Genomic DNA, 25,310 nt, shown 5'->3' on the forward strand with positions numbered 1-25,310 from the left:
CATAACTCGGCCGCCTCCTCCATTTAGGCGATGCTGTGCACTCAACCGCTCGGCCTCCTCCCACCAAGCGTCTCGCTCAGTCCGCATGGCCTCCACAAGAGCATGCATGTTGCCGGCGTCGATCGCGGTTTCCATGAGCATGTCCTAAGCGGAGGCCAGTTGCTCGCGCAGCTCGGCGTTCTCGGTTGCAAGCGCTAGGAGGAGAGGGGCCACGACATCGCTCATTCTTGCTACCGCTGAAACCGAGGGGGCGAAACACGATCCGTCTCGGTTTCGTCTCTTTTCATCTCAGATTGGAGATAAGTCAAAAGCGACTCGTAGTAAGGAGGTTTGTCCATGATAGCAGAAGCATATCTTATACTTGTCGTTTTAGCCCGATTTGAGGCCCTTAGCCACAGCGATTTCAAAAGATTATAGCTACTTTGCTCGCCTCTAACGCAGTAAGCGCGCGATTGACTGTAGTCTAACTTTCCGCAGATGCCGTCTACATCGTGATCTGGGATAGGTGGACCCGCAAGCGTATCGGGCGGAGGTCCGTCACCCCGTTCGCCATCTCGTTCAACTGCCCCACGCGCAACGTACTCTGGCGGCCTTGATCCGGCGTCGCGTACAGGCTGTCCGGTCTTCGGATCAATATCGACTGCTGGATAGCCGTAAGTCGAGATCCGGTTCTTGATGTAAATCGGAGGCGCGTCGTCGTTCGGGCATTTGATCGATTGGTCAAAGCGCATGCTCTTGGACCATTTGCATGCGGGATCGGCAGTTGGGTCGGCGGCGGCCTGCCGCAGTCGATAGTTGAGCGGCATCGAGACCGACAGGCTTTGCTGCGTCACCCCGGCAGGTGCAGCCGGCAGGTTGTCCCGCACCGCCGCCAGCGCGGCGGTATCGACCTGATCGACGCCGCTCGAACGGGCGAGGCTCACGTCTCTCACCTCACCTGACTGAAGCACGGTAAATCGAATCACGGCCGTGCCACCACGGGTGCCTAAGACGGCCTGCGGGTTCATCCGCCCGTGGATGGCTGCGCTGATCGCGCCCGCCCACTGTCGCAGTGGGCTTGGGGTGCCATCCTCGGCCAACGCTTGATGCGCCACTCCGATTGCGAGAACCGCCAGCACAAGCCTCAGACACATCGGACACCTCGCGGGATCGGGCTCACTCGTATCATAGCTCGGCCTTCTGCTGCCGCCTTCGAAGTCAGCGTGGCTTAGCCCAAGCCACCACCCGCGCGGATTCTCGCACGGTCTGATCGGTCGGGGTCGCCCGCCGCTCGTCGGCAGCCTTTCTTCGCTTCCGCTTTCCTCGATTCTTCCAGATCTAGAACCTGAGTATGCGTGGCGGTCACGCTTTTGACCCCTCCCCCTCGGGCAGACGTAACGGACGGGGATGATCCAGATCTGGCTAGCGGGTCGCGCGTCCGTGCCAGCCGCAGCCAGGCCGTCCATTCCCGGCTGACGATGCGGACCACGTTGGTGTCGTTGCGCCAGCCGGTGACCTGCCGCTCCTCGACGGTAAGCAGGCTGAGCCGCACGGCCTCGCGGATCGCGTTCTTCACGGTCGAGCGGGATGCGCCAGCCACGGCCGCCAGGTTATCGATCGCCAACCGGCAGTCGCCACGCCGGGCCACCTCGGCCGCCACTAGGGCGAGGACGGCCTGCTCGGCCAATGTGAACCGTGCCGCGAGCCCCGGTGGCAGCCGCCCCGAGGCGGCCCAGCGGCGGCGGCGCTCCATTGAGGCATCCGTGCGTGGCCGGGAACCGACGCCGGGCCTCCTGGGGCTTCCTACGCGATCTGACGCGTTCTCAGCCGCATCCCCCATCCGGGGTGTGACAGTTGCCGACCCGTTCGGGTTCTGTCCGGATCGCGGTCCATTTTTGGACAGTGTCCGCGCCTCGATCAGCCCGGACAGCGCCTCGGCCTCGGCTTCCGTGACCTGCCCGTCGCTGTAGGCGCGCCAGAGCGCAGCCGTCACGGTCGCCAGCGCGGCGCGCGGGGCCGCCTCCGCCTGTCGGCGGATCTCATCGGCATAGTTCATCGAACCCGGTCCCTCACGGGCCGCGGCTAGGGTCCAGGCAAAGCCTTCCCGTTGACGGAAGCGGGTTCCGTCTTGACTCCCGAGGGGAGATCGTGGCTTGTGGGAGACAGTCACGTCGGGCCCACCAGCCCCAGGATTTTCAGCAGCCTCTTCCTTGCCGGGAAGGGGCTGTTGGCTTTTCAGGGTCTATCTCGCGGCGATGGTCTCCTGAATGGCGGCGCGACTCGCCTGAGCGAGCCTGGCCGTGACCGCCCATGTCGGCCGGGCGGCACGCGCAAGTCAACGGCAGGCCTTCTGGAGGCGGCACATGGACCTGTCGGAATTCCGGATCGGCTGCGAGTTCATGACCGCCGAAGGCACGCGCCGCTGGCGCTGCACCGATGTCGGCACACGCACCGTGGTCGCGATCCGAGTGGACGAGATGGACCTAGCCAGGTGCGAGCCGGGGAAGCCTATCAGCACCACCATCGTGCCGGGCGTCGAGGCTGAGGCGCAGGGCTACTTTGAGGGGCCTCCGTACATCGTTGCCGAGCATGTATTCGATGAGGACGACCGCGAGGGCTGCGAGCCGACCCGCTGATATCGCTTGCCGGCTCGCTCGGCATGTCTTATAGTCGTTTGGCTATAGGAATGCGCCATGCCCGATCAGCCCGAGCCATCGCGCCAGGTCATCTTCGTCGCCTCCGCGCGGCGAGACATCCAGGCGATGCCCGCGGAGGTCCGGCGCGAGTTCGGCCAGGCGATCTTTGAGGCCGAGTGCGGCGGCAAGCACCCGCATGCCAAGCCGCTGAAAGGCATCGAGGTCGTCGAGGTCGTGACGGATTTCGACGGGGACACGTTCCGGGCCGTCTACACGGTGAGGCTCGCTGGCTTCCTCTACGTGCTGGACGCCTTTCAGAAGAAGTCGACCACCGGCCGGAAGACCGCGACGGTTGATCTGGATCGGATCAGGACGCGGCTCGCTGCCGCCAGGGAGGATCACAAGCGCAGAACGAAGACCCGGGACGCCGGCTGACCCCGGCGATAGAGGCCCGCGCCTGATAATCGCGGGCCATACCCTAGCAACCATGAGAGATGATCCCCGATGTCCGACACGCTCGTTCTGCCCGCCAAGCCCCGCCGTGCTGCCAAGGGTGCCCGTGCCACCGTGGTCGCCGATGTGATCAATATGGTTGCCCAAGAGCCGGTCGAGTTCGAGGCCGGCAGCGGGAACGTCTTTGCCGACCTCGGCCTGCCCGAGGCGGGGGACGAGGCGATCAAGGCGCGCCTCGTGATGCGTCTGCGCGCCGAGATGGACCGCCGGGGGCTCAATCAGACCGAGTTCGCTCAGGTGCTCGGCGTGAAGCAACCGGATGTGTCCAACCTGCTGCGCGGGCGCGTGCTCGGCTTCTCGCTGGAGCGGATGTTCGAGTTCACGCGTGCGCTCGGCGATGACGTGGAGATCACTTTGCGACCATCAAAGGCTGAACGACGTGGGCGCATGTCCCTGAAGGTGGCCTGACGTAGAGCCCGAAGCAGTCCTCAGAGAACGATGATCGGGCACCAAAAAGATGCGGTCGGCGACGACATCCCACCAACGCTGCTGGGGTTGATGTGCTGTACGAGGAAAAGCGATCTCAAAAAACTCGCTCAACGAACGGTGATCGCCCGAGAGGAACCGGCTAACATTATTTTGGCGGCTCTCTCGGGCGTGCTTCCGTGGCTTCATCAACGGCACCATCGCAATTTCACGCCAGAACATCTGGAATGGGGTGAAAAAGATTTTGCGGCAATGAGGGACAGCAAACCGGGCAAGGCCTCGCCTGCGGCGCAGAAGGCAATGAATAAGACTATGTCCATGTTCAACGAACGCCGTCTGCTGAATGGACATTTGTTCTATACGCCAGATCTATCGAACTGGCACCTGATATATTTTGATCAGAGGGACTATTCGGAACGGAATAATCATTGGACGCAGGGAAGCCATCTGCACTTTATAAATTATCTTTGGCCACAACGCGACGCGCAATCAACATGGAACGAGTTCTGCAGCGGTAATCCGATAATGCGCGGGTCACTCCATGTCGCATGGAGGAAAAACGAGCCCTTGCAAGCTCAGCGGCGGCCAACTCCGATCAACGAGCCGGAAGGTCTCTGACAGCAAAGCGAGGTTAGCCCTCGTGAAGCACGACAGCCCATCTCGACAGCCGCGCTTCCTGCGCCCATCTTGCCGGGATGCGCTACGCCCTCGCCGCCGTACTGATCGCCTACGCACTTCCTGCGTCAGCCGCCCCGCAACCTCCTACCGTCAAACAGCTCATTGCAGCCTACCTGACGGCGGATGAAGGCTGCCGCGGATCGCCTTCAGTAGATAGCGAATGCGAGCGCCGCACCCGCCTAAACTCGCGTCTAAACCAAGTCGGTTGGTGCTATGGTCGCGACGACCAGGGACGTGCTGATTTCGTGTGGCACCACTGCACTGTCGGCTCTCGCTTCACTACCGACCTAACCGCAAATTAGGCCGTCCCGTAGTCAGCCGCGGCCGTGAACGACCGATTGCCGACCGACTCACGCTTCAGTTCGGCCATCATCGACTTGGGATCCTGCACGCCGTGAAAATGGAAGTCGCCGTTGTACTGCGTTTCGGTGCGGGTGCTGTTGTCCTGCGCACCATGGTTGACGACCGAATTGGAAGTGAGCAGCGCCTGTGCGAGGCTTGAGTTGGCAGAGGCTGCCTGGGCCCCGACTTTCACGGCGTCGAGCGCCCCGGTCTTCGCGGCCTGCGGCGCGACCACGATGGGTTGCCTCCCATCCCCAGCATACGGAGCGGCCCCGCTTTTGAAGCTGTCCGGCAACTGAAAATGCGGCGTGTCCTTGAAGCTGCCGAAGCTATCGCCGCCCCACTGGACCGGGACGCCGAGTTCATCCGACGCCTGCTTCATCGCCCGGTTGATCTCGGTATACTTCTTCGCGTCTAGATCCCCCACCGCCGGGTCTCCATTGGCCCGAACATCAATAGCCCGGCCGGTCAAGTGCTTCGAGTTCATGGTGTGCGACCACTTGCGGTCAACCATCTCTTTCTGACGCTCGATGGATCGTAGGCCCTCGTGGATATGAAACTTGACGGCGCTGAGCTGCTGCGCACGCTGGTAGACCCGCATCAGATCGCCGTTGACGCCGGTCCCATCGGTCGGGAGGGGCGAGCCGTCAGGATTACTCGTGGCCGCGGTGCCTGCGGTTGTGTTGCCTGTGCCTGACCCGCTCGAAGGCGCCTTCGTAGCGCCGACGAGCTTACTCATGGCCGCGGCAGTCCGAGCCGTGAAGTCATCCGTGCCTGCGCTAGGGTTCCAACCCTCTGCGCGCTCATACATCGAAGCGCCGATTGCGGCTTCATAAGGATTAGTTGCTGCGTTTAGCTGCTTGAGAGATTTTCCTTCCTTCCCATTCAGTTCTGTCAATGCATACTGCAATTGTTCATCAAAATCGGTGTGCCCCTGAATGGGGATACGACGATCCGCAGTCAGCCATTGACCTATGCCGAACGCGCCGCTTTTTGGGTTGACGGAGGTCGGCCCTCCAGGAGCCTCTACAGCCGACCATCGAGCTACAAGCGCGCGCGCCCCTAGTTCGGATACTCCGCCTTTTACCAACGTGCTGATGGCGTGCTGCTGTCGCTCAGCCGTCCACCATCCGCCAATACCGGCGTTCCCCGACAGCTTCCGCTGCGCGCCAATCTCAGCGCGGCGGTGGATGCCATCCTCGCTTCCGAGCAAGCGCCCGATCCCGCGCCGCGCAGCATGATACCCCCGCCGCAGCACGCCGCCGAGACCGGCCGCACTCGCAGCCCCCGTGTTCTCATCGTCCGACCGGGTGATGACGCCGGGCTTCTCCGCGTTCGGCACGGCCGCGTCCGTCGCTACGGAGGTGCCGACGATGGCAGCCGCGGCAGCGCCCGCAGGCGTCGCCAGGAAGGCCAGCAGCCGCCCGATGCCGCCCGCCCCGTTCGATGCCCCCATAGCCAGTCGGATCAGGCCGAGAACCCGCAGCAGGGCGAACAGCTTCGAGAACAGCCACACACCCAACAGGGCTTCGAACACGACCTTCCAGCCGCCGACCGCCTTGGCCGCCTCGTTGCACCCGACTGCAAAATCCTTGATCGCCGTCCCGATCGCGCTCCAGTCGATGGACCGTAGGTAGTCCGCGAGGAGCTTGACCTTCTCCGAGATCTCGGAGCGCAGCCACTCGCCGTTGACCTCGTACCACTTGACGAACTTCTCGATGACCTCCGAGATGGCCGGCGAGAGCTGGGTCCAGATCGTCCGGCCGAGCCCCGTCGAGATCGTGGTCACGTCGGTCAGAGCGGTCGAGAAGCGCTGCGCCGCGTCCGTGTCCCGCTTCGTGACCACGCCGCCGAGGCGCTGAACCTTTTCGAAGGCCTCCTTCACCTTCGCGCTGCCCTGGACCATCAGGGCGATCGTCCCGGGGTCCAGCCCGGCTTCCCGCAGCAGGGTCGACGTGTAGGATACGCCCTGCCGGTCGCTCAGGGCCTTGGCGGCGTCCGCCGCATCCAGGATGGTCTGCTGTGTGTCCTTGCCGAACCGGATGGCCTTGCCGGACGCGCCCGCGAGCCGGGAGAGCATGTCAAAGGTCGCCGACCTGCCCGTCAGCTTCACCTCGTTGTAGGCGTTGGCCAGCTTCTCGAACGAGCCGACTGCGGCATCCGCCGAACCGCCGCTGCGCTCCACCGCCTTGCCGAGCGACGACAGGGCCTCGGGGGTCGTATCGAGCGACTTCGCCAGCCTGCCGAGGGCAGCGTCCGCCTGCGTGATGTCCCGCACGAAGTCACCGACCGCCTTGCCGGCCGTGAAGATCGCGTAGAGCTTCAACGCGCTGCGGATGACCGAGCCGAACGAATTGGTGATCTTGTCGTGCGCGGCCTCAACGGCCTTGGCGTGCTTGGCCTGCTCCTTCTCGATTTCCTTTAGCTCTTTGATCGTCTCGCGCTTCATCCTCTCGAAATCTTGCTTGTTCGAGGCGACGACGCGGGCGCGCTGCTTCCCGACGCGGACCATCTCTTCGTAGTATTGCCGCGCGTCCAGCCCGAGCGTGACCGCGATGGCGTCCGTGATTGCAACGCCCATGTCAGGCCTCCCCGGCGACCGAACGGCGCCCATCACTGCTGCACATCGGCGGCCCCCGTCTGGATGGTGGTCTGCCACTTCCCGCCCGGCAGCTCGGACTCAAGCTCATGCTCGACGTAGGTGATCGCCCAAAGGCCGCACGCGGGGGTGAGTTCGGACTGGACCTGGATCCGGCCACCCATCTGGACGGTCGGGAGGTACGCGGTCTCCACCTCGACGGCCGCCTGACGGTAGCGCGGATAGCCGATCATCCCCGTGCCGGGAGAGATCAGGGGGACCGAGCCCTGCCGCGAGCCACCCGGCTTCCACACAGCCAGCGTGTCCCGGTCCACCGTCATCAGGCATCGGCTCGCGTGCATCACCGCGACAGCCTGCCGGTAGGCGCCGCCCGGGAGGTAGGGGTTGCGCAGCAGCGCATCCACGCCGTTGTTCTCGAACTGCCAGCCACCCTTCTGGCAGATCTGCTTGAGCACCGCGTCGGCCTTGACCGGCCCCTGCATCGTAGTCGGTGCGACCTTCGCCACGGCTCCCGCCATGCCGGCATGCGCAGCCACGCGGAACGCGACTTGTGGGGCCCCCTGCATATCAGGATAGCCGTCGAGGATCGTGCCCGCGAAGACGAGGGACGGCGGCTGCTCCTCCTCGTAGGCATAGAGCTTGACCGTGTTCGCGTCCCGCAAGCTGTACTGCCGGCCCAGCGTCGTGAGGGCGTTCATCTTGCTCAGAGATAGCCCGTAGATCGCCGCCTGAAGCTGGCCGAAATCTGGCGCGCCCGGCTGCGTGATGTGCGCCGAGACCCGCAACCCCGTGAGATAGACGCTGTTGCCGCCGCCCGAGAAGGTGTTCGACTTCAGCGTCAGTTCCACGTCGATGCATTTGCGGGTGAACGACACGGCTAGGACCCCGAGCCCGTAGACGGGCCGCTGTCGCCGTATGCGCTGCCGAGGATGCCGGTCACGGAGACCTGCCCGGCCGTGTTTCGGATCTGCACCTGTCCGGTGAGCTGGCGATCCTTGAACGAGGTGAAGAAGGTGCGGGCCTCCACGACGCCCGGCACCAGCAAGGCCGCGTCTTCGAGTTCCGCGCGCAGCAACAGGAGAGAAGGGGCGTGCCCGAGCACCTGATCGAAATACGGGATACCCCGCGCCTGATCGTAGTAGACCTCACCCGCGAAGGTTCGCATGCTCGACGCGGCGTCCTGAGCTTGCGCGTAGGGCTCAGAGGCGACGGCAAGGTTTCCACTGCTGTCGATGCACAAATCCCAGGTTTCCTGGTCGAGCAGAAGCGTCTTCATGGGCTACGTCCCTGCCGTAGGTGGGCCGCTGTTGCCGTGCGCGTGGCCCTGAAGGTCGATCTGGTCGGCCGTGCCCTTGCCGGCCGTGACGTTGCCGGGCGACGTGATGTTGCCCTTGGTGTCGATCTTCACACCGTTCAGGTTCCAGCCGTCCGTCTTGTTGGCGACCAGAGTGTTGCCGTTGCGGTCCTGGATCGTCAGGCCGCCGCCGCCGCTAGCGTCATCGAACCGGATGAACTGCTTCACGGCCTGGGCCTGCCGGGGCAGCACCGCATGAAAGACCGCATCCGACATGGTCGACCGGCGAAACGACCCCGGGTTGCCCGCCTGCCAATCGCTCGCCTGGGATGACGAGTGGTCTCGATCGAACACCGAGAAGTGCGCCCGGTCGCCCACACTCGGGTCGTTGACCACGACGCTGTCTCCCGACTGATTGCGGGGGACCGGAACGCCATAGATGGTCGCCGGCTTCTGAGCCTGCCCGAGGCCATCCACGTCCGACAGCACGGGTTGGATATCGACCGTGCAGGGCTGCGTCAGAGAATTGCGGTTATGGACCGCGATGATCTCGGCGACGAAGTGCGTGCGCTGCTCGCCCTGGATCTGGCGATGCAGGAAGGCATGCCGGTTCAGCGGCGAGTTCTGCCCCGTGAGGGGGAGTTGCCCGACGTTCTGGCCGTCACCGCCCGTTGATGCCCCTGCGCTCATGCTACCTGCCCTGCTGTCGAGCCTGCTGCTCCTGCATGACCCGCGCGTTGTTCGCGTCGATCACGATGATTTCCAGCATTCCGTGGAGATCCTTCACGCCGTAGATCGTCTGCAACTCGTGCAGCGTGGCCTTCCCGCTGCTCAGGACAGTGCCCATGGGTCGGGACCAGTTGGCGTAGGGCCGCCAGCCGCGGGGTTGCCCGGCATCGACTGACGGGCTGATTTTGAGAGGCTTGCGAGCCGCGAAAAATTTATGTGCAGCTCTACGATCTCCTTCCGCAGCATCAGGCGCGTGGAGATCTCCTCAATGTCTTCGGACACGAGACCGCGAGCCAGGGATAGTTGCTGCGGGTTTGGACAGGCCTGAACACACGTGAACATCTGCCGCCATAGAGGCTGCACGACCTCGTACTTGAGGCCGCGTAAGGCATCGACGCCCATGGCGGCCAGTCCCGCCATCCCGGCATCCTCGAAGTCGTCAGGCACCTCGGCGCCGGCAGAACTCAGAGCCAGCAGCGCCCTTAGACCCCAATCCTCGGCATCCTCGGCGCTCAGCTCGGTCAGGAGAAAGGTCTTTCCCTTGTCCCGGTTGTCGTCATCGACCTCGGAAAGGGTGATGTACTTCGTTCTGCGGGCCATGCTGCTTTCCTCTAGGATGAGATGCCGGGCACGGACCCGACGCTGAACGAGGTGAAGGTGTCGGGGCCGGCGGGCATCAGGCCGCTAATCGTGGAGGACGTGACGGGGGCGGCCGAGGAGCCGGGAACCGTAGCCTCGGGGATCTGCTGGCCCGTCACGGGGTCGTAGGCCGTCAGCTCACCCACGTCGGCGGTCGCGGTAGCGTTCACGTCGAACCCGCTGACGTTGTAGCCCCCGGAGAAATCCTGCGTGCCGACAGAGGCGATCTGCGCAGCCGTCGCGTCCGTCGCCTGCACCGTGCCGCCATCGACGGGGGTGGCGCCTGACGGGGCTGCGGTATCGCCGACGCCGCCGGTCGCACTCGGATCGGCGCCGGACGTGGCGGACCCGCCTGTGCCAGCCGCCCCGGGTGCGGACGCCGAAGCCTGCCGGATCTCTCGGCACCAGAGGGCGACCATCAGCAGGCCGACGCCGCGCTGTGAGGTGCGGGAGAAGTCGTAGTGGGTGACGTTGAGGTTCCGCCAGACCTTCTCCGGCATCACCGCGTCATAGAAGTTCAGGTCGCTCGCGATGGCGGCGACCGAGTTGAGCAGGCTTGTCCGGTTCGCCAAGCTCCCGCCCGCCATGAAGACGAGTCGAACATCGAACGGGACGTTGACCTTGTTGAAGGATGCAAAGGCGCCCTGCTCCACGGGATAATCGCAGACCGTCCACTCGCGCCGATGGTCGAAGGCCGCGATACCGTCCGCCTGAATGACGCTCTGACCATTGCGGAACAGCCCCCATTGCTGCGAGCCGTTGACGAACGCGGCCAAGGCAACGGGATCGTCGGCTGTCAGGAGTGTCGGGCGGACATCGTAGCCCGGGGCGAAGGCGACGGCGGGGACACCTGGCAGGTTCGGGACGGCGACCAGTTCGGGCATCAGTCCACCACCTCGGTCGCGTCGAGGTAGACGAGTTGGAACCGGGACCCGAGACCGTCATAGGTCGGGTCGTCGGTGCCCTGCGTGTCCTGAAACATGAGATCGCCCAGGAAGCCGAGATAGGCCGAGCGCACGAGGCGGTTGCGGTCGAGGCAAGGGACGCCCGCCACCAACAGCACTTCGTTGACGTAGAGATCGGCGAAGAGGCCGAAGCCCGTCTGCTTGACGGCGATCCGGCACGGCTGGTTGCCGAGCTGCGCCTTTACGATCTGGCTCGGGACGGCCTGAAGCGGGATGGTCTGCAAGAGTAGCATCCTTACAGAGCGCCTCAAGGACGAAGCGCCGACAGAAACAAGCTACAACGACCAGAACATAGGCAAACCAGCGGTTTCTCTATGCCGCATAGAGAAACCGGGCGTTTCTCTATGAAGGACGTGTCGTAGGTTCTCCTCACTCTCCCGAGCGAGGTCCCCGATGTCGTCGGAAATTGAGATCCTTCCAGCCGAAGTTCCGGCCCTTAGTCTTCCGCCTGGCGTCAAGGCGCCCGAGAACCTGATCTTGAGCGAGACCGAGGCGGCGCGGTTTCTTCGCGAGCCAGAAGCGCGTCTCCGTTCACGCCGCTGCGCCGGCACGGGCCCCGTATTCATTCGGCCGGAAGGCGAGTCCTGGGCAGTCCGATACTTTGTCTGGGATCTCGTGCGGTGGGCCTACGAACACCGCCAGAGTGAAATGCCGCGCGTGCCCCGAAACGGGTCGCGTAAAGCCGCGGCTTCAGCCGCCGCCTAACCCGCTTCAGCGGGGCAACCCGCTGGCCGGATCCATCCGCGCCGAACCGGCCGGCGCTTCACCAGCCCCAGACGAAAAAACGGCCCCGCACGAGGGTCGCTCGCCGGGGCCGATTGAAAGTTTGAACTGTGCCCACATCACATAGCGTTCGGCGGCAGCGTCCGCAATCCGTCCCGACATCCCTTCCTGATATGCCGCCCGTCGAGGACCTGCGCACTCGCGCCGTTCTCGACCGGGTTCGCAGCCAGGCTCTCGCGAGCGTCATCGCCGCGCACGCCTACGCCGTTGCGGAGCGCCGGATATGACGGCGCCCGTCACCATCTCCCCGGCAGCCTGCCTCACGTTCGACGCGATGGCTGAGGCCGCCAGCCTCGCCGAGGCCTATGCCCGGAACGCTGTCGAGTTCGCCCTGATCCGAGACGTCCGCGGCGCGGTTTACAGCCTGAATTGCGCCGCCAAGGCCCTCGCGTCGGCCGCCTCGACCGCCCAGGCGCTCCGGCCCGCCCAGCAGGACGGGGGCGGCCGATGACGCACCCACGCATCCTCATGCCCGCCGCCAAGGCGCTCGCGTGCGCGAACTGCACGGCTTGGTCTCATTGGGATCACGTCACCGTCGGTCAGGACGGCCCCGGCGGCTTTCGCGTCATCGGCCGCAAGCCAACCGGACAGTGCCGGGCGAACCCACCGACCACCAATCCAGACGCGATCGGATCCGAGACCGCCATGTGGCCTGTCGTCGGCTCTGAGGACTGGTGCCGGCAGTTCGAGCTGCGCGATCAGCACGAGGTGGCGGCATGAGCAACGTCGTCGCCTTCCCCTCGCCCATGTCCACCCAGCGCACGCCGGTCGCCATCGAAGTAATCGTATGCCCGACCGCGGACATGTGGATTGCCTGGTTGCTCTTGCCCTGCGGCCGCTACGTCGCTCTTGAGCGCACGCCGGCCAAGGAGCACGCGCTCCGGGACGCGCGCGCCTACTCCGCCCGGCACCGGGACATCCCGGTCTCGGTGCTCGGTGGGCCGCTCGCGGTCATGCTGGATCAATCGGTGCCGAGCCGGCGCCGCCGAGGCGAAATCTCGATCTGGCTGGATAAGCGTGCCGATGAGCGCTGGCGCATCGACCATTGGTCGGCCTCCGGCGACTCCGTCGGCTCTGTCGGCGCGGCCGCCTCGCTCGCAGAGGCCGTGTCATTGGCCCACGACGCCGCGCGGCGGCTCGGCGCGACCTTCGACCAGGGCAGCACTGCGTGAACGCGCAGGCTCCCCTCGTCGCCGACCGGGCAGTGGTGCGCACCTTCGTGGAGCGCATCCACGCCCACGCCGCGACCGCCACCGCCGGGATGCGCGACCCAGGCGCGCTTCAGCTCGTCATCGTCCATCCGGCCGGCGGCAATGCCCTCGCATTCCAGTTCGAGGTCGGCGAGACCGAGTACATGGTCGACGAGGCCGCGCGTCAATCGAACGGCGGGCACAACGTCTACATCGAGGCGCGGACGGTCCGGCGGCGCGCGAGGGGCGAGAAGGGTCGCGGGTCGCTCGCGGACACAATCGCCGCGTTCGGCCTCGTGGCCGACGACGACGCCGACAAGGGAAAGGGCAGTCGCATCGACGCGACCCCGTCGCTGGTGATCGAGTCCTCCCCGGGGAACACGCATCGGTGGTTCCTGCTGGCCCAGGCCGTCCCGGCGGATCGTGCCGCGCGCATCGGTGCGGGGATCAAGGCCAAGACCGGCGGCGACTCGGATACCGGCGTCGTGACCCAGCCGTTCCGGGTCCCGGGGACGGTGAACTATCCGAGCAAGACGAAGGTCGCCCGCGGCCGCGTCGCCGCGCAGACCGGGATCATCAGCCTCGATGGCCCGCTCTGGACGGCGGACGAGATGGAGGCCGCGTTCCCGGCCCCGAAACCGAAGGCCAAGGCCAAGGCGCGCCCCAACGCCTCGTTCGAGGGCGAGACAGGTTCCACCGGGCGCACCAGCCCCGCGGCCGAGGCCCTGGCGGCCGAGACCGACGTCCCGAAGCGCTGGCCCCAGTTCTTCGCGGCCGCCAAGGCGGCCTATGCCGACGGCCTGTCGCCCGACGATTTCGAGGCGCTGATCCGACGCTACCCAGAGGGCTGCGGCGGCAAGTTCCTCGCCCCCCGCGACCGGCTGCACCGCGAGGTCGAACGCGCCTGGGACTTCATCCAGGCGAAGGTCGACGGCGCCGCCCAGGAGCCGGCCGAGCCGACATACCCGGATCGGCGCGCCCCGCTCGAGGAGGCCGAGGCGCAGGCCCGCAACGTTGTCACCGACTTCTTTGGGCGGCACGTCCCAGCCTGGCGCGTCGAGATGAAAGCCTGGGAACGCGCTCACGCCCTCTGGAAGGGGGAGCACGACACTTGGAAGGAAGAAAGTCGGAGCAACCCGAAAGATGCGGGCAGCGAACCCGTTGAACCAGCAAAGCCCGCACCCGTAGCTCTGGCCGCCCGGATCGAGCCCGGCATCGGCAAAACAGCCCTCGCTATCCACGAGGCGGCCGAGGCCTCTCGGGCCGGCATCGTGACCGTCTACGCCGCCCCGAACCATTCGCTGCTCACGGAACTTGCCGAGCGGTTCGCAGGCGAGGGCGTCGAGGCGAGGATCTACCGTGGGTACGACGCGGAGGACCCCGACGCGCCGGGGCTCAAGATGTGCCTCGACCCCCAGGCGGCACAGGATGCCCGGGACGCCGGCGCTACGGTGGCCACCGCCGTGTGCAAGAAAAAGATCGACGGCCTGGAGTACCGGTGCGCCTTCATCGACCGCTGCGGAATGGAGCGGCAGCGTAACGCTGACGCCGCCGTCTGGCTCGTCCCGCACAGCCTGCTCGGACACCAGAAACCGAGCTTCATACCCGACCCCCATGCCATCGTAATCGACGAGGGCGTGGTGCTCGGCGCCCTGCCGGACAAGCCAGCGCGGATGACGCTGGACGCCATCGAGCGCGCATCCGTCGAGCTACCCGGCGGGTTCAAGGCCTTCACCAACTTCGCCAACGACCTCACCAGCGCCCGCGGTACGCTGCTTCGCGCCCTCCGCGCGCACCCCGAGGAGGGACCAGTTCAGCGCGTGATCCTGGAGCGTCATGGCGTCACCCGGGCGCTGGCCGCCAGCGGCTACAAGATGGAGTGGGACCGAAAGCGGGAACCCGACATGCTGCCAGGCATGCCGCCGAAGGCCCGCAAAGCGAGCGTCGCCGTCTTTGGCCCGCACAACGCCGAGATCCGGCTGCTGGCCGGCATCTGGGCCGAGCTGCGCGACTTCCTCGCCGGGAATGCGGAGGCATCCGGACGCCTGTCGCTGCGGTACGACAGCGAGATCGAGGCGCGCGTGCTGGAGCGCCGTTCACTCGACGCCGTGGTGTCGTCGTGGTCGGCGCCCGTGCTGGCGATCGACGCGACGCTGCCGAAGGCCCCCCTGCTAGAGCCCGTGATCGGTCAGCGCGTCGAGATCCGTGCCGACATCACCGCTCGCTGGAGCGAGCACGTCACGGCCCGCCAGATCCTCGGCAGCCCGACCACCGCCTCGAAGCTCGGGATCATCGAGGGGCAGCAGCCGGAAGAGGCGAAGCGCGTCGTCCACCACCTCCTGCGCCTCATCCGCCTACGCGCCGCGTTGGCGTGGCCCGGCATCGTAGCTGTCATCGCCCCCAAACGCCTCGTCGAGATCCTGAAAGGCATCGGCCTGCCACCGAACGTCGAGACGGGTCACTATGGCGGCATCGCCGGCATCGATCGCTGGAAAACCGCGCGGGGCCTCATCACCATCGGGCGGCTTCAGCCCGGCCCGCCGGTCGCCGAGGCCATGGCCGGCGTCGTCTCAGGCTGCGTGCCGGAGCGGATCAAGCCCGACGACAACGGACGCTGCTGGTACCCAAAGGTTGAGGCCGGAGTGCGCCTCACCGACGGCTCCGGCATTCGCGTCGAGGCCGAGCGGCATCCTGACCCGGTAGCGGAGGCGCTACGGGCCCAGGTCACGGAGGCTCAGTTGATCCAAGCCGTCGGGCGGATCCGCCCTCTACGTCGAACCGCCGAGACGCCGGCTTTCGTCGACATCATCACCGACGTCCCCCTGCCGGTCAGCGTCGATCAGGCCGTGGCCTGGAAGGACGCCCTGCCGGGAGGGTGGGCCAATATGGCGCCGGCCAGCGTGATCCTGGAGAGCGAGACCGACATCATGGCGGCATTCCCGGATCTGGCCCCAACCCGAGACGCGGCCCGTGAGAACACTGTCGCGACGATGGGGGTAATCTCTATAAGGGATACCCTTATAGGACTTACCCCCGCTGTCGCGACAGTGTTCGCGTACAAGCGGCAGGGCCGCTCTGAGCCGGCATCCGGCTACCTGCTGCCGAACCGCCCCGCGGATCTCTGGCGCTGGCTCACGGATCACATCGGCCCCCTTGAGTGGCTGACGGTCGACGGGCGGCCCGTGACCCCGCCCGGTGAGGGCATCGCGCTCGACAGTCCCGCAGACATGGCCGCTGCCTGGCCTGCTCGTTGGACCACGGCCGCGGCCGCCCGCGACTGGCGCGCCCGGAGCGGCGGGATGAAGCTGGACAAGGTGTCGACGCCCTTCCGCTATCAGCGCGCCGGCCGCGCCCAGAAGTGGCGCAACGGCGCTTATGACCCCGCGGCCGTGCTGGACCTGCGGGCCTGGCTCGAAACCCGTCTTGGGGCGCTGGCAGGGTTCGAGATCCAGGCGACCGAGGAGGCCGCGCCTGCGCCGCCCGCGGCCGCAGCGCCGCCCGCGCCCTTCCTGCCGCCCGCGCCTGTCGTCGTCACCAACCAGGCCGCGAAGTCGGCCGCCCTAGTCGGTACGCTCGGGCGCTGGCTCGAACTGGTCGGACGGCCCGTCGACGTCGAGGCGTGCGAAGAAGCGCCTTTCTCCCCTGCTGCAGCTTTCGCCTGAAGGACCCACCATGCCCCGCAAGTCCGACCCCGACCGCATGCCCCACCCCGGCCGCACGTCGGCCGAGCGCCGCGCTCTCGACCGCATCGGTTGCGGCGAGCCGCCCCGGTGCTCCCCGAAGACGCTCCGCAACCTGCTCGACGCCGGGCTGATCATTGACCAGGGCGGCGAGACCCGTCGCGACGCCCTCGGCACGTACAAAATTCCGAAATTCGGGATGCCGCTCCACATCCACTTCGCTTGGTGCTCGGCCGTCGCGTTCAGCGACGAGGAGATGGAAGCATTCGAGCGCGAGCTGGAGGCCATGCCGTGAGCCAGCCCGCCACCCCCATTGAAGCCGCCGCCGACGCCCTGTTGCAGGTCATCGTGAAAGGCGCTCGCGAACGCGCTGCCGCCGAGCCAGCCCGGCCGATCCAGGCTACACCCTTCGTCTGGCGCGACCCGACCACGATCCCGACCCGCGAAGCTCTGGACCTGCGCGGACTTATCTCGGATCCGATCGGTACCGCCTGTCGGGCCGAGCTGCGCCGGATCGGTCGCGCCCTGCACGCCGCGGACCCCGAGGCGGACCTTCCGGCTCTCGCCGTCGAGATCGCCGAGATGGATCCGAGCCATGCCGGTTGGCGCGCGATCGTGCTGGAGATGGTGTGGCACGGGATCGGAGGGCCGTCGACATGACGACCACCGGCATCCTCGCCCTCGTGGAGAGCATCGAGCAGCGAGGCGCCGACGCACCGGCTGCCCTCGCCTTCCGGAGCGCCCTCATCCGCAAGCTCCGCGAGGCGCACGCGGCCGGCGGTCCCGCAACCCTCGACGCCATCCGGCGCGAGATCACGGCCGCGGACCCCCGCCGGACCAAGGCCCGCGCTGCCATCCTGGCCGCCGCATTGTCCGGCTTGTTGGAGAGTAACGGAGATCCTGCGTGAGTGCGCTGTCCGCGACGCACGGGCTGCACTACTGCCCGCGAAGCGCCTGCTGGATCTCGGCCATGCTCGGCTTCTGGGCCGCAGCCATTCTCGTTTCCGAATGCCACGAGGACACTTGGGCGCGGCCCATGGGGGTAAGCTTCGAGGCGTCGGCTGGACTGATGGCCCCATTCTGGGCCAACGCGATCATACCGGCCATAAGAGCCAAGCCGATCGTAATGCTGGCGAGGATCGGCGTGAGGTGCCGCGCGTGCTCGCGCCATTCGTGGATCGCTGCACACCCGAAGGTGAAGGCCGCGGCTATCAAGACCGCGAACGCCTGTTCGGTCATGACATAGCCTACTGTCCCGAGATCCATTTCGATCACAGATGCGCGTATGAGAACGCACAATCCTTTCGTCCAACTTCCGTCCGGTCTCCGAGAAGGCTACGCCCGGAGGCGATGATCTGGACGGTCTGTCGGCTATGGCATGCCGTCCGCGCCATGACCTCCAAATCGCGCAGATACGAAATCAGCAACTCGTGCGGAACTTCATCTGTGTTAAGAGCTTCGCCAACTTTCGACGAAACGTTATGCTCAAGCTCAGCCCAGAAATTGCCGGGAATTTCTGTTTGATGGATCATGGATGCCGCTCGTTCTAAAGGTGCGGACCCTTGTTGGCTATCAACGAGCTGAGTACTCTATCGGATGATGGGGTTCGAACCATTTTAATGGGCGGCTTTATTAGCCGCGAGCGCGCCGCCATCAATGCCGGCATTGAGACGGCCCCCCAGATGGCGCTCACCGCGGCCGTGACGATGGAGACCCGGAACAACGCCCGAGAGGTCCGCCAGCAGGCCGCCGTCGCAGCGCTCTACGGTCTCGCGGCTGGTTTGCACACGGCGTTCATCGCCCCGCCGGCCGAGACCGATCCCTTGCACCGCATCATGGCGACGATCGCCACGGACCCGGCCGAGAGCGGCGCCGTCGAGTGCCCGACGTGCAAGGGCCGGCTGGCCTGGGCGCGGGATAGCCACAACGGCCACCTTCACGGGCAGTGCGAGACTGCCGGGTGCCTCCGGTGGATGCAGTAGGAGCGAGGCCATGACAGTCACGGTCACGGGAGGCGACAAGCTCGAAGCGCGGCTGAAGGAGATCGAGGCCAACCTGCGCCGCGCCTCCACCGTCGAGGTCGGCTGGCTCGACGGGGCGACCTACCCCGATGGAACGCCGGTCGCCCTCGTGGCCCTCATCAACGAATTCGGCAACCCAGCCCACGGTCAACCGCCGCGCCCCGCGATCCGGAACACCATCGCGGCCAAGTCGACGGAGTGGCGGGACAAGTTCGCGGTGCTGCTCAAGGCCAACGGCTACGACACGGATAAGGCGCTCGCGCTCATGGGTGAGATCATCAAGGGCGACCTGCAACAGGCCATCACCGACTACTCGGGGCCACCCCTGAAACCGGCCACCGTCGCGCGGAAGGGCTTCGACAAGCAGCTCGTAGACCAAGGCATCGAGCTTGCCGGCATCGACTACCGGGTGAAGTGAGGACGAGCGATGCGCTACATGGGCGGATGCACCGAGTGTTTCACGATCTGGTGGGGCTGCCGCTGTCCTCTCCGGTGCGAGGAGTGCGGTGCGGGCTACCGGGACGATGGCAACAGCAACTGCGGCACGCCGGGATGCGATACTGGACTGCGGCGGCGTTGGGCGATGCAGGCTCGGTGGGACGCGGAGCTTGAGGCGAGCCGGGCCGAGATCCAGTGCGAGGCGATCAATTCGGCCGAGCCTGAGAGCCAAGGGGATCACGAACCGTTACCCCCCTCGCTTCCTGAAGCCGAGATGGGCTCACCATCCGTTACCCCATCTGATCCTGATCTGCCGGAGGTCGAAAGGGGGTCGCAAAGCGCTACCCCCTCACCGTTAGCGCCTCGCCGACCGCCCGTCCAAAATGGACAGGCCCGCAAGCCGACTGCCAGGTCTGCCGCCCGCCCGACCTCTCGCCCGGATAAACCTGCCCACCGCCCCGTGGCCGAGCGCCGTGCCGCCGTCGAGACCTTGCTAGCGGAGGGCCTTTCGGATCGGGAGATCGCCCGGCGGGCTGGCGTGTCACCCTCGACGGTGTCCGCCGTCAGGAAAGCCCAGGAAGCCGCTAAATTTGGCGCGTGAGGCCGCTCCCTCGTTTTATCGGTGACACTACCGGATTTCGGACAATGGCCGTCCTGGGCCAAATCTGGCGATCCTAATGGCAATGTGGGCAACGCTCATATCTAACCAGGGCTCGCGATGACTGCCGGCAAAACCCAATGCCCGCCCGGCCGCCAGCCTCGCCTACCAGCTACCGAAAACTACCCTCGCAGGACTGGGTCGGAAAACTCGTGGCCTACCTGCGCGTGACTGCCTCCGAAAACTCCAGAAATTCCCGCGATGACTGCCTCGGAAAACTCTTCGCGTAGCGGCTTCCGAAAAATAGCCGCTCACCGGCCTGCGCGCTCTAAATCTCCCTACTTTAGAGGCGGCGGCAGTCCCTTTTTCAGGTGTTCGGGTTGTTCGGGTTGGCCCTCGAGCGCGCCTGCGTATCGTGCGCTTAATTCCGAACGGTGTGGCTATTTCCAGCTACTTTAGCCACGCAGTGCCGCCTCGCGCGCCTGCGCGTATTGCTGCCGAAACTCCGGTCCGGCTTTGCTACTCATCGCTACTTTAACAAAGGCGCCGGCCTCGCGTGTCGCGCGCGTACTGGGCCCGAAACCCCGCCCGATCCCAACATTTACCAATAGGCCGATGCTAACATTTGCTAACAGGCCCGGACCGGCTCTGACCTCAACATCCTTCAACAGGCGACCGGTACCGGGGCGGAATATTGGGCGGTATTTTAATCGGGCTCCGGTCCGACCCTCGGCCAATATTTTCCGTTTTTTTATTCGGCCTTCGCCCGCGCGCCCCGCTCTGATTTTTGTTGATTGTTTTTCAAAGCGGGGCCGGTCCGCGCCGGCCCATTTAGGGTGTGCGGGTTGTGCAGGTTCGTCCATTTTGGACACCCGCATGCTATCGACCGAGACGGGCTAAGACACTGACCTTTAAAGCTTTTGCGGACTCTATGGCCCCTGTCTCAGCCTCGCGCGCGCGGGCGCGTACTGGTAGCGAAACTCCCCGCTGAGGTCAGCAAAGGTCAACAGCCCGCGCCGGCCATCTGTCGCCTAGTTGCCCAGGCACTGGCCCCCTACTGAGACGGCACGATACCTGCACGCACCCGGCGCGAGCCCAGCACGGAGGCGGCACGGTCCGAGCGGTGAACGATCCGTCCGTAGCCCCGCGCGCGTGCGCGTACTGCTCCCGAAATTCGCCCGCGAACTGAAGGTTTGGAAGCGTCTAAACAGCCCCCAACCTTAACAATTAATAACAGGCGGACGCCTCTCGACCACAACAAATCACAACAGGCAGGCCCCTCGCGTGCGTGCGCGTACCGTGCGCTAAACTCAGGGGGTAGCGTTCTGCGACCCCCTTTCGGAACCGCCGCCCCTCCCCTCGCGCGCGCCTGCGCGTACTGCTCCGAAAACTCAGGGGAGGGGGCGTTTCACCACCCCCTTTTCATAGGCGGGAAAAACCAAGGCGACGGCATTCGTCGGGCTGGTTGGGTGCCGTGCCCTCACGCACGGGCGCGCGTATTGGGCGCAAAACCCGCCGCTCATCACTAAACATCACTATTTTAGTGATGCTCCTCGGCCACGAAGCCGGCCCAAAATACGCTCTCAGCACTCATCGCGCCGTCACCCTCGCGGCTACGCGCTACATCGCACTCGTCGCTCCGGCTCGGATGCCGAACGGCACAGGGCCGAACCACGTCATCACGGGATCCGGCCCGTCCCCTACCCGTCCCGCATCGTCACGGATCCGTCGACCATGCTGACCGTCTCGACGCGTGGCCCAGCCCACCCCTGATCCGGCAGGGTGGCGAGGTAGCGCTTGCAGGCGGCGGCCAGCACGCCGTCGAACGGCGTCGGCATCACGGCCACCAGCTCGCGCATCAGGCCACCGATTGCCGCCTCCCGAGGTTGTGCCGCGAGGTCGCCCCCGTCCAACCGCTCCAGCGCCGAGACGACGTTTTCTGCGATGATGCCGGCGGCGCGGATCTGATCGCTGCGCATCGGTGCGCTTCCCCTTTCATAAGAACCCCGACCCGGAGTGCCCCTTGAACGCATTCGCCCGCCGGATGTAGCCGACCACCGTGCGCAGATCCCGGTGGCCGGACCGGTGAAGGGAGCCGCTATCATAAACGCAGAAGCCGGATATCTGATTGCTATCTTGCGACTATCTAGCGTCAATCATAAGACTAGATTTCTAGCTTCTATCGAAGGCCTCGACCGCCATTTCCAGCGCTTCCGCGATGGTGATCCGGCGATGGTAAGCGATCCGGCGCAGCGCCTCGTGGGCCTCTGGCTTGATCCTGGTGGCGAACGGCTCCCGACCAGTCCGCCGAAGGGTCCGACCGTCAACCTTGCTCGGATCGAAGGCTGGCGGCGGCGGCGCGGGTTGCGGATAAACAGCCTGGGCGACCTGCACGGGAACGGCTTGGATAGGCGGCGGGGGCTCGGCCGCCGCAACCGGCTCGGGTGGCGCCGGAGACGTAGGCTCGGCCGGCGCGTCCTGCTCTAGTTGGTCTTGCGCGGCCATCAAGCGGGCGACGGCTTCCGCATCCATGCTGGCCCGGTTTCGGGGCTTCGATGCCATCACAACGACTCCAGACGAGCGCGAACCGCAGCGGCAAGCGCCGCGAACTCCAGACCAGACGGGGACTCGGCGGGCACAGCCTCGCCGGCCGACAGGGCATCGGCGACGACCGCCTTCAGCGTGATCGGCGGCGCTACCGGCTCGGTCAGGCCGGCCAGCGTGCTGACGACGTCCCGCCCCGATCCTGTCCGCCGATCGACGCGAGACGGGACGACGAGGATGTCCGGCCGCCCTCGCCCGCCGGCCTTCCGGTGTCGCCGCACGATGCCGACCGTCTCGGCCGCCCCCCGGATATCGAGCATCGAGGCGCCGACCGGGATCAGCGCCAAATCGACAATCGCCACGACAGCGCCGAATGCAGCGCCCAGCGCACCGGGCGCGTCGATCACGACGAAGTCGGTATCCTGCGCCCGCACGGCCTTGGTCCAGGCCGCGACCGCCTTAGCCTCGACCTCCTCAAGAAGCTGCGCCTCGACCGGAAAAGGCAGCAGGCCCATCTCGCTGACCGCGACGGCATGGCCGGCTGGATCGGCGTCCAGGACGACGACCTTCGCACCGCTTCTTACCAACACGGCCGCAAGGTTTAGGGCGATCGACGTCTTCCCAACGCCACCCTTCGTCGATGCCAGGCCTATCAATTTCGCCATGCAGCAACCTGTCTGACTGATAGCCGCTATCTGTCCGCAAGACAGTTTCTTTCTGGCCGCCATCACACGGGCAGATTGCGGTTAACACCATCTTAACCGTGGCCATCAATCCCCGCCAGAACCCGCCACACCTGCGCGGCCGACCACGCTCCGCCGCGAGCAGCCGGGATGCCTCGGGCGTTCAGTGCCCCCGCGATTTGCCGGAGGGAGACGGCGCCCTCGGCACGCACAGACGCGATCACCGGCCCCAGATCCAGGCCGCGCTCCGCCGCTCGCCGCGCCTGCCGGGCTCGCCCGCGCTCCTGGCCGGCCTCCCGGTTCGACAGGTTCTTAGGCTTGCCCAGGCGCACGCCCCGCGCCTTGGCGGCCGCCAGCGCGGCCTTGGTCCGGGCCGAGATCATCTTGCGCTCGGCCTGGGCGACCACCGCCATGATGCCGACCACCAGTTCATTGGCCTCGGGCATGTCGGCCGCCACGAACCGGACGCCAGCCTTCTGCAGGTTGAGCAGGAAGGCCGCGTCACGTGACAGGCGATCGAGTTTCGCGATGACCAGCGTGGCGCCGTGAAGCCGGCAGAGCACCATGGCCTCCGAGAGGCGAGGGCGATTGTCCCGGGACCCGCTCTCCACCTCGACAAGCTCGGCCACGTGCCGCCAGGAGCCACCCGCGAGAAAATCGGCCACTGCCCCCCGCTGCGCCTCCAGCCCGAGCCCGGATCGGCCCTGCCGCTCGGTCGAGACCCGCAGGTAGGAGACGAAAGCGTAAGCCATGCTAATTTCGCGGGGTGTCTCGTCTGATCGAACGGACGTTTAACCGGATGAAACACCCGCCCACGAGGGCGCGGGGGACACACCGCCGCTTCCTCGCGGCCACCCTTGCGCCTATCTCAGGATTATCCGCCGCGGTGCGGTCGGGAGTGCGCGAGGCCGGGATGCAGCACGACGGCTGGTCCCGGCCTGTTGCATCGGACTCGCTTACAAATCCTTCTGGCAAGGATCTGGTTGCGCATCTCACGTCCGATCCTTCGGCTCAGATGCCGGCGTACCAAGCGTAGCCCTGGTCCTCCCAGTAGCCGCCCTTGCCCTCGCCGATATGGGCGAAGCTTTCCACGACCTCGACGCGCATGACGTACTTGGCCTGCTTGTATCCGAGGTTGCGCTCCAGCCGCAGGCGCAAGGGCGCGCCGTTCGCGACCGGCAGGGCCTGCCCGTTCATCTCGTAGGCCAGGATCGTCTGCGGGTGAAAGGCGTCCACGAGGTCGATGCTCTCGTAGTACCGGACCGGCGACCCGCCGCTGGCCGCGGTGTCTTCCGATGCCTGCTGGCCGCCCGAGTCCTTCTTGCTCTCGCCACCGCCCGACTGCTTGGTCATGTTCGGGTTGGCATTGCCGGCAGGCGCCTCCTCCTGCGAACTGCTGTCACCTGCGGCGCCGTCGTCCTCACGATCGTCATCGCCACCCTGGTCCATGGTGTCGGCGCAGTGGAACACGACGAAGCGCGCCTCGGGCCTCAGCTTGGCCCGGGTCAAGAGGTCGGCGAGCGGCACCCCGGTCCACTTGCCGATGGCACTCCACCCCTCGACGCAATCGTGCCGGGTGACCTGGGTGCGGGCGGGAAGCTTGCGGAGCTCGGCCAGGGACAGCCTGAAGGGCGCCTCCACGAGGCCGCCGACCTCCAGGTGGTACTTGGCGAATTTGCCCTTCGCCAAGGCCTTGTAGCCCTTGTCCGGCGGGTCCTCGGTGCCGTTCGGCTTGAACCACGGTGAGATGTCGGCCTCGGTGTATTCTGGCGCCAGGCTGCGTTCGGTGAGGAGCAGGCGCTGGACGAACAGGTTGGCGTCCTCGCCCGTCTTCAGCGTGCGCTTGAACCATTCCGCGTTGCCCAGGCGGTCGCACCCGCCGAGCATAGCCGTCGCAGCCGCGGCGGAAGCCCCCGTCAGGAGGACGCGTCGGCTCAGAAAGCGGCTCATGCCCGGGTCTTCCCGGTAACGGGTGCCGGCTCGACCTTGCGGTCGATCACGAACCAGCCGGTGAGCATGCCACGCATATTGTTCCAGAAGCCCGAGAGCAGAACCAGGGCGACGTGCACGATCACGAACAGGACCAGCAGCGCCGCCACGACGAAGTGGACAGTGCGGGCTGACTGCCGCCCGTCGAACAGGGTCAGCAGGAACGGGAACGCGGCGTCCATGGCCGGCGACATCGCCAGGCCCGCTAGCACCTGCACGGGCAGGAGCACGAACAGCACGAGGGCGTAGGTGAGCTTCTGGATGACGTTGTAGCGCTTGGCCTCATCCCCTTGCGGGAAGCGCAGCGTCAGGTGCTCCCATATTGAGGCGCCGAAGTGCCGGATCTGGTCGCGCTGCGGAACGACGCGGAAGCGCAGCTGCCCGCTGAGCAGACCGTAGAACAGGTACAGGGTGCCGTTCAGGACGAAGGCCCAGGCGAAGAAGAAGTGCCAGCTCCGGCCGCCGGTGAGGTCCTGGTCGCTCGGCAGGGTCAGCCAGGACGGGAAGCCAAGATCCGCGGGCTCGCCGTCGGCTCCAGCGGAGGAGCCGAGCCAGCCGGTCGTGTCGAAGGCGCGACCCAGCAC

The 25,310-nt window shown here is 66.0% G+C and carries 32 protein-coding genes; 14 read left to right on the plus strand and 18 right to left on the minus strand.

The genetic code is table 11. From position 1 onward, the window contains the following. Positions 1–230 precede the first annotated feature (230 nt). Positions 231–1,133, minus strand: coding sequence for an energy transducer TonB family protein (locus AC3IF3_RS29560; RefSeq protein ID WP_489231570.1), 903 nt, complete (start codon positions 1,131–1,133; stop codon positions 231–233). Between the two features lie 74 nt (positions 1,134–1,207). Next, positions 1,208–2,035 carry a helix-turn-helix domain-containing protein gene (locus AC3IF3_RS29565; protein WP_489231572.1) on the minus strand — a complete coding sequence of 276 codons (828 nt, stop codon included), beginning with the start codon at positions 2,033–2,035 and terminating at the stop codon, positions 1,208–1,210. A gap of 307 nt (positions 2,036–2,342) precedes the next feature. Here AC3IF3_RS29565 and AC3IF3_RS29570 point away from each other — a divergent pair, with 307 nt between their 5' ends. The 4 genes from AC3IF3_RS29570 (at position 2,343) to AC3IF3_RS29585 (ending at position 4,172) form a co-directional block, all read left to right on the plus strand. Further along, entirely contained in the window at positions 2,343–2,615 is a 273-nt protein-coding gene (locus tag AC3IF3_RS29570; protein WP_489231573.1) for a hypothetical protein, read from the plus strand. Positions 2,616–2,672: 57 nt separating this feature from the next. Beyond that, positions 2,673–3,050 carry a type II toxin-antitoxin system RelE/ParE family toxin gene (locus AC3IF3_RS29575; protein ID WP_489231574.1) on the plus strand — a complete coding sequence of 126 codons (378 nt, stop codon included), beginning with the start codon at positions 2,673–2,675 and terminating at the stop codon, positions 3,048–3,050. A gap of 69 nt (positions 3,051–3,119) precedes the next feature. Beyond that, positions 3,120–3,536, plus strand: a complete 417-nt coding sequence (locus tag AC3IF3_RS29580) for a helix-turn-helix domain-containing protein (protein WP_489231576.1) — start codon at positions 3,120–3,122, stop codon at positions 3,534–3,536. 30 nt (positions 3,537–3,566) lie between these two features. After that, on the plus strand, positions 3,567–4,172 hold the full coding sequence (locus AC3IF3_RS29585; RefSeq protein ID WP_489231577.1) for a hypothetical protein: 606 nt from the start codon (positions 3,567–3,569) through the stop codon (positions 4,170–4,172). A 358-nt stretch (positions 4,173–4,530) separates the two neighbouring features. On the opposite strand, the gene AC3IF3_RS29590 is transcribed toward AC3IF3_RS29585, so the two are convergent. Genes AC3IF3_RS29590 through AC3IF3_RS29625 form a run of 8 tightly spaced genes read right to left on the minus strand, consistent with a single transcriptional unit; the run spans position 4,531 to position 11,024 of the window. After that, positions 4,531–7,155 (minus strand): phage tail tip lysozyme, encoded by a 2,625-nt coding sequence (locus tag AC3IF3_RS29590; RefSeq protein WP_489231578.1) that lies wholly within the window; start codon positions 7,153–7,155, stop codon positions 4,531–4,533. Between the two features lie 32 nt (positions 7,156–7,187). After that, complete coding sequence (locus AC3IF3_RS29595; RefSeq protein ID WP_489231580.1) at positions 7,188–8,048, minus strand: baseplate hub protein; 861 nt, start codon at positions 8,046–8,048, stop codon at positions 7,188–7,190. A gap of 2 nt (positions 8,049–8,050) precedes the next feature. Beyond that, a complete protein-coding gene (locus AC3IF3_RS29600) occupies positions 8,051–8,449 on the minus strand; it encodes a contractile injection system sheath initiator (protein ID WP_489231582.1) in 399 nt (132 codons plus the stop codon). A gap of 3 nt (positions 8,450–8,452) precedes the next feature. Beyond that, positions 8,453–9,157 carry a hypothetical protein gene (locus AC3IF3_RS29605; protein ID WP_489231584.1) on the minus strand — a complete coding sequence of 235 codons (705 nt, stop codon included), beginning with the start codon at positions 9,155–9,157 and terminating at the stop codon, positions 8,453–8,455. Position 9,158: 1 nt separating this feature from the next. Then, positions 9,159–9,314, minus strand: a complete 156-nt coding sequence (locus AC3IF3_RS29610; RefSeq protein WP_489231586.1) for a hypothetical protein — start codon at positions 9,312–9,314, stop codon at positions 9,159–9,161. Next, complete coding sequence (locus tag AC3IF3_RS29615; protein ID WP_489231587.1) at positions 9,299–9,796, minus strand: hypothetical protein; 498 nt, start codon at positions 9,794–9,796, stop codon at positions 9,299–9,301. The genes AC3IF3_RS29610 and AC3IF3_RS29615 overlap by 16 nt, the downstream gene beginning before the upstream one ends. A gap of 11 nt (positions 9,797–9,807) precedes the next feature. Then, positions 9,808–10,719 (minus strand): hypothetical protein, encoded by a 912-nt coding sequence (locus AC3IF3_RS29620; RefSeq protein ID WP_489231589.1) that lies wholly within the window; start codon positions 10,717–10,719, stop codon positions 9,808–9,810. Continuing rightward, the gene (locus tag AC3IF3_RS29625; RefSeq protein ID WP_489231590.1) at positions 10,719–11,024 is read right to left on the minus strand and encodes a phage baseplate plug family protein; all 306 of its coding nucleotides are present in this window, start codon (positions 11,022–11,024) and stop codon (positions 10,719–10,721) included. The genes AC3IF3_RS29620 and AC3IF3_RS29625 overlap by 1 nt, the downstream gene beginning before the upstream one ends. A 782-nt stretch (positions 11,025–11,806) precedes the next feature. Between AC3IF3_RS29625 and AC3IF3_RS29630 the strand changes: the two genes are divergently transcribed. The 7 genes from AC3IF3_RS29630 to AC3IF3_RS29660 are packed head-to-tail and all read left to right on the plus strand — an operon-like array spanning position 11,807 to position 17,361. Beyond that, the gene (locus tag AC3IF3_RS29630) at positions 11,807–12,034 is read left to right on the plus strand and encodes a hypothetical protein (protein WP_489231592.1); all 228 of its coding nucleotides are present in this window, start codon (positions 11,807–11,809) and stop codon (positions 12,032–12,034) included. Beyond that, positions 12,031–12,303, plus strand: a complete 273-nt coding sequence (locus tag AC3IF3_RS29635; protein WP_489231593.1) for a hypothetical protein — start codon at positions 12,031–12,033, stop codon at positions 12,301–12,303. Before AC3IF3_RS29630 ends, AC3IF3_RS29635 begins: the two co-directional genes overlap by 4 nt. Beyond that, a complete protein-coding gene (locus tag AC3IF3_RS29640; RefSeq protein ID WP_489231595.1) occupies positions 12,300–12,755 on the plus strand; it encodes a hypothetical protein in 456 nt (151 codons plus the stop codon). The genes AC3IF3_RS29635 and AC3IF3_RS29640 overlap by 4 nt, the downstream gene beginning before the upstream one ends. Continuing rightward, complete coding sequence (locus tag AC3IF3_RS29645) at positions 12,752–16,435, plus strand: DNA-primase RepB domain-containing protein (RefSeq protein ID WP_489231597.1); 3,684 nt, start codon at positions 12,752–12,754, stop codon at positions 16,433–16,435. Before AC3IF3_RS29640 ends, AC3IF3_RS29645 begins: the two co-directional genes overlap by 4 nt. Before the next feature lie 10 nt (positions 16,436–16,445). Continuing rightward, a complete protein-coding gene (locus tag AC3IF3_RS29650) occupies positions 16,446–16,748 on the plus strand; it encodes a hypothetical protein (RefSeq protein ID WP_489231598.1) in 303 nt (100 codons plus the stop codon). Beyond that, entirely contained in the window at positions 16,745–17,113 is a 369-nt protein-coding gene (locus AC3IF3_RS29655) for a hypothetical protein (protein ID WP_489231599.1), read from the plus strand. The genes AC3IF3_RS29650 and AC3IF3_RS29655 overlap by 4 nt, the downstream gene beginning before the upstream one ends. Continuing rightward, positions 17,110–17,361, plus strand: a complete 252-nt coding sequence (locus AC3IF3_RS29660) for a hypothetical protein (protein ID WP_489231600.1) — start codon at positions 17,110–17,112, stop codon at positions 17,359–17,361. The genes AC3IF3_RS29655 and AC3IF3_RS29660 overlap by 4 nt, the downstream gene beginning before the upstream one ends. A 28-nt stretch (positions 17,362–17,389) precedes the next feature. On the opposite strand, the gene AC3IF3_RS29665 is transcribed toward AC3IF3_RS29660, so the two are convergent. Both AC3IF3_RS29665 and AC3IF3_RS29670 read right to left on the minus strand, forming a co-directional pair. Continuing rightward, positions 17,390–17,692 carry a hypothetical protein gene (locus tag AC3IF3_RS29665; RefSeq protein ID WP_489231601.1) on the minus strand — a complete coding sequence of 101 codons (303 nt, stop codon included), beginning with the start codon at positions 17,690–17,692 and terminating at the stop codon, positions 17,390–17,392. Between the two features lie 32 nt (positions 17,693–17,724). Next, positions 17,725–17,985 (minus strand): hypothetical protein, encoded by a 261-nt coding sequence (locus AC3IF3_RS29670; protein WP_489231602.1) that lies wholly within the window; start codon positions 17,983–17,985, stop codon positions 17,725–17,727. An 87-nt stretch (positions 17,986–18,072) separates the two neighbouring features. On the opposite strand from AC3IF3_RS29670, the gene AC3IF3_RS29675 reads away from it, so the two are divergent. The 3 genes from AC3IF3_RS29675 (at position 18,073) to AC3IF3_RS29685 (ending at position 19,513) form a co-directional block, all read left to right on the plus strand. Beyond that, entirely contained in the window at positions 18,073–18,435 is a 363-nt protein-coding gene (locus AC3IF3_RS29675; RefSeq protein ID WP_489231603.1) for a hypothetical protein, read from the plus strand. 10 nt (positions 18,436–18,445) lie between these two features. Continuing rightward, positions 18,446–18,892: a hypothetical protein gene (locus tag AC3IF3_RS29680; RefSeq protein WP_489231605.1), complete on the plus strand. Its 447-nt coding sequence runs from the start codon at positions 18,446–18,448 to the stop codon at positions 18,890–18,892. A 294-nt stretch (positions 18,893–19,186) separates the two neighbouring features. Beyond that, positions 19,187–19,513: a helix-turn-helix domain-containing protein gene (locus AC3IF3_RS29685; protein ID WP_489231614.1), complete on the plus strand. Its 327-nt coding sequence runs from the start codon at positions 19,187–19,189 to the stop codon at positions 19,511–19,513. Positions 19,514–21,210: 1,697 nt separating this feature from the next. Here the strand turns inward: AC3IF3_RS29685 and AC3IF3_RS29690 are convergent. The 6 genes from AC3IF3_RS29690 to AC3IF3_RS29715 form a co-directional block, all read right to left on the minus strand. Further along, positions 21,211–21,489 carry a hypothetical protein gene (locus AC3IF3_RS29690; RefSeq protein ID WP_489231606.1) on the minus strand — a complete coding sequence of 93 codons (279 nt, stop codon included), beginning with the start codon at positions 21,487–21,489 and terminating at the stop codon, positions 21,211–21,213. Positions 21,490–21,682: 193 nt separating this feature from the next. Continuing rightward, complete coding sequence (locus tag AC3IF3_RS29695) at positions 21,683–22,072, minus strand: hypothetical protein (protein WP_489231607.1); 390 nt, start codon at positions 22,070–22,072, stop codon at positions 21,683–21,685. After that, entirely contained in the window at positions 22,072–22,719 is a 648-nt protein-coding gene (locus AC3IF3_RS29700) for a ParA family protein (protein WP_489231608.1), read from the minus strand. The genes AC3IF3_RS29695 and AC3IF3_RS29700 overlap by 1 nt, the downstream gene beginning before the upstream one ends. A gap of 92 nt (positions 22,720–22,811) precedes the next feature. Beyond that, positions 22,812–23,489, minus strand: coding sequence for a recombinase family protein (locus AC3IF3_RS29705; protein ID WP_489231609.1), 678 nt, complete (start codon positions 23,487–23,489; stop codon positions 22,812–22,814). Positions 23,490–23,748: 259 nt separating this feature from the next. Continuing rightward, positions 23,749–24,687, minus strand: a complete 939-nt coding sequence (locus AC3IF3_RS29710) for a molybdopterin-dependent oxidoreductase (RefSeq protein ID WP_489231610.1) — start codon at positions 24,685–24,687, stop codon at positions 23,749–23,751. Beyond that, a partial coding sequence (locus AC3IF3_RS29715; protein WP_489231611.1) for a cytochrome b/b6 domain-containing protein occupies positions 24,684–25,310 on the minus strand: 627 nt, incomplete at its 5' end. The genes AC3IF3_RS29715 and AC3IF3_RS29710, both read right to left, overlap by 4 nt.

It is taken from the genome of Methylobacterium sp. J-118, assembly GCF_057836565.1.

Bases quoted from the DNA above. Each gene is read 5' to 3' on its own strand.
- AC3IF3_RS29610 (WP_489231586.1), bottom strand. From the start codon at position 9,314: ATGGGCACTGTCCTGAGCAGCGGGAAGGCCACGCTGCACGAGTTGCAG.
- AC3IF3_RS29665 (WP_489231601.1), bottom strand. From the start codon at position 17,692: ATGACCGAACAGGCGTTCGCGGTCTTGATAGCCGCGGCCTTCACCTTC.
- AC3IF3_RS29670 (WP_489231602.1), bottom strand. From the start codon at position 17,985: ATGATCCATCAAACAGAAATTCCCGGCAATTTCTGGGCTGAGCTTGAG.
- AC3IF3_RS29695 (WP_489231607.1), bottom strand. From the start codon at position 22,072: ATGGCATCGAAGCCCCGAAACCGGGCCAGCATGGATGCGGAAGCCGTC.
- AC3IF3_RS29700 (WP_489231608.1), bottom strand. From the start codon at position 22,719: ATGGCGAAATTGATAGGCCTGGCATCGACGAAGGGTGGCGTTGGGAAG.
- AC3IF3_RS29635 (WP_489231593.1), top strand. From the start codon at position 12,031: ATGACGCACCCACGCATCCTCATGCCCGCCGCCAAGGCGCTCGCGTGC.
- AC3IF3_RS29590 (WP_489231578.1), bottom strand. From the start codon at position 7,155: ATGGGCGTTGCAATCACGGACGCCATCGCGGTCACGCTCGGGCTGGAC.
- AC3IF3_RS29690 (WP_489231606.1), bottom strand. From the start codon at position 21,489: ATGCGCAGCGATCAGATCCGCGCCGCCGGCATCATCGCAGAAAACGTC.
- AC3IF3_RS29580 (WP_489231576.1), top strand. From the start codon at position 3,120: ATGTCCGACACGCTCGTTCTGCCCGCCAAGCCCCGCCGTGCTGCCAAG.
- AC3IF3_RS29565 (WP_489231572.1), bottom strand. From the start codon at position 2,035: ATGAACTATGCCGATGAGATCCGCCGACAGGCGGAGGCGGCCCCGCGC.
- AC3IF3_RS29615 (WP_489231587.1), bottom strand. From the start codon at position 9,796: ATGGCCCGCAGAACGAAGTACATCACCCTTTCCGAGGTCGATGACGAC.
- AC3IF3_RS29710 (WP_489231610.1), bottom strand. From the start codon at position 24,687: ATGAGCCGCTTTCTGAGCCGACGCGTCCTCCTGACGGGGGCTTCCGCC.
- AC3IF3_RS29570 (WP_489231573.1), top strand. From the start codon at position 2,343: ATGGACCTGTCGGAATTCCGGATCGGCTGCGAGTTCATGACCGCCGAA.
- AC3IF3_RS29680 (WP_489231605.1), top strand. From the start codon at position 18,446: ATGACAGTCACGGTCACGGGAGGCGACAAGCTCGAAGCGCGGCTGAAG.
- AC3IF3_RS29575 (WP_489231574.1), top strand. From the start codon at position 2,673: ATGCCCGATCAGCCCGAGCCATCGCGCCAGGTCATCTTCGTCGCCTCC.
- AC3IF3_RS29605 (WP_489231584.1), bottom strand. From the start codon at position 9,157: ATGAGCGCAGGGGCATCAACGGGCGGTGACGGCCAGAACGTCGGGCAA.
- AC3IF3_RS29620 (WP_489231589.1), bottom strand. From the start codon at position 10,719: ATGCCCGAACTGGTCGCCGTCCCGAACCTGCCAGGTGTCCCCGCCGTC.
- AC3IF3_RS29630 (WP_489231592.1), top strand. From the start codon at position 11,807: ATGACGGCGCCCGTCACCATCTCCCCGGCAGCCTGCCTCACGTTCGAC.
- AC3IF3_RS29650 (WP_489231598.1), top strand. From the start codon at position 16,446: ATGCCCCGCAAGTCCGACCCCGACCGCATGCCCCACCCCGGCCGCACG.
- AC3IF3_RS29640 (WP_489231595.1), top strand. From the start codon at position 12,300: ATGAGCAACGTCGTCGCCTTCCCCTCGCCCATGTCCACCCAGCGCACG.
- AC3IF3_RS29660 (WP_489231600.1), top strand. From the start codon at position 17,110: ATGACGACCACCGGCATCCTCGCCCTCGTGGAGAGCATCGAGCAGCGA.
- AC3IF3_RS29600 (WP_489231582.1), bottom strand. From the start codon at position 8,449: ATGAAGACGCTTCTGCTCGACCAGGAAACCTGGGATTTGTGCATCGAC.
- AC3IF3_RS29560 (WP_489231570.1), bottom strand. From the start codon at position 1,133: ATGTGTCTGAGGCTTGTGCTGGCGGTTCTCGCAATCGGAGTGGCGCAT.
- AC3IF3_RS29705 (WP_489231609.1), bottom strand. From the start codon at position 23,489: ATGGCTTACGCTTTCGTCTCCTACCTGCGGGTCTCGACCGAGCGGCAG.
- AC3IF3_RS29685 (WP_489231614.1), top strand. From the start codon at position 19,187: ATGGGCTCACCATCCGTTACCCCATCTGATCCTGATCTGCCGGAGGTC.
- AC3IF3_RS29585 (WP_489231577.1), top strand. From the start codon at position 3,567: ATGATCGGGCACCAAAAAGATGCGGTCGGCGACGACATCCCACCAACG.
- AC3IF3_RS29675 (WP_489231603.1), top strand. From the start codon at position 18,073: ATGGGCGGCTTTATTAGCCGCGAGCGCGCCGCCATCAATGCCGGCATT.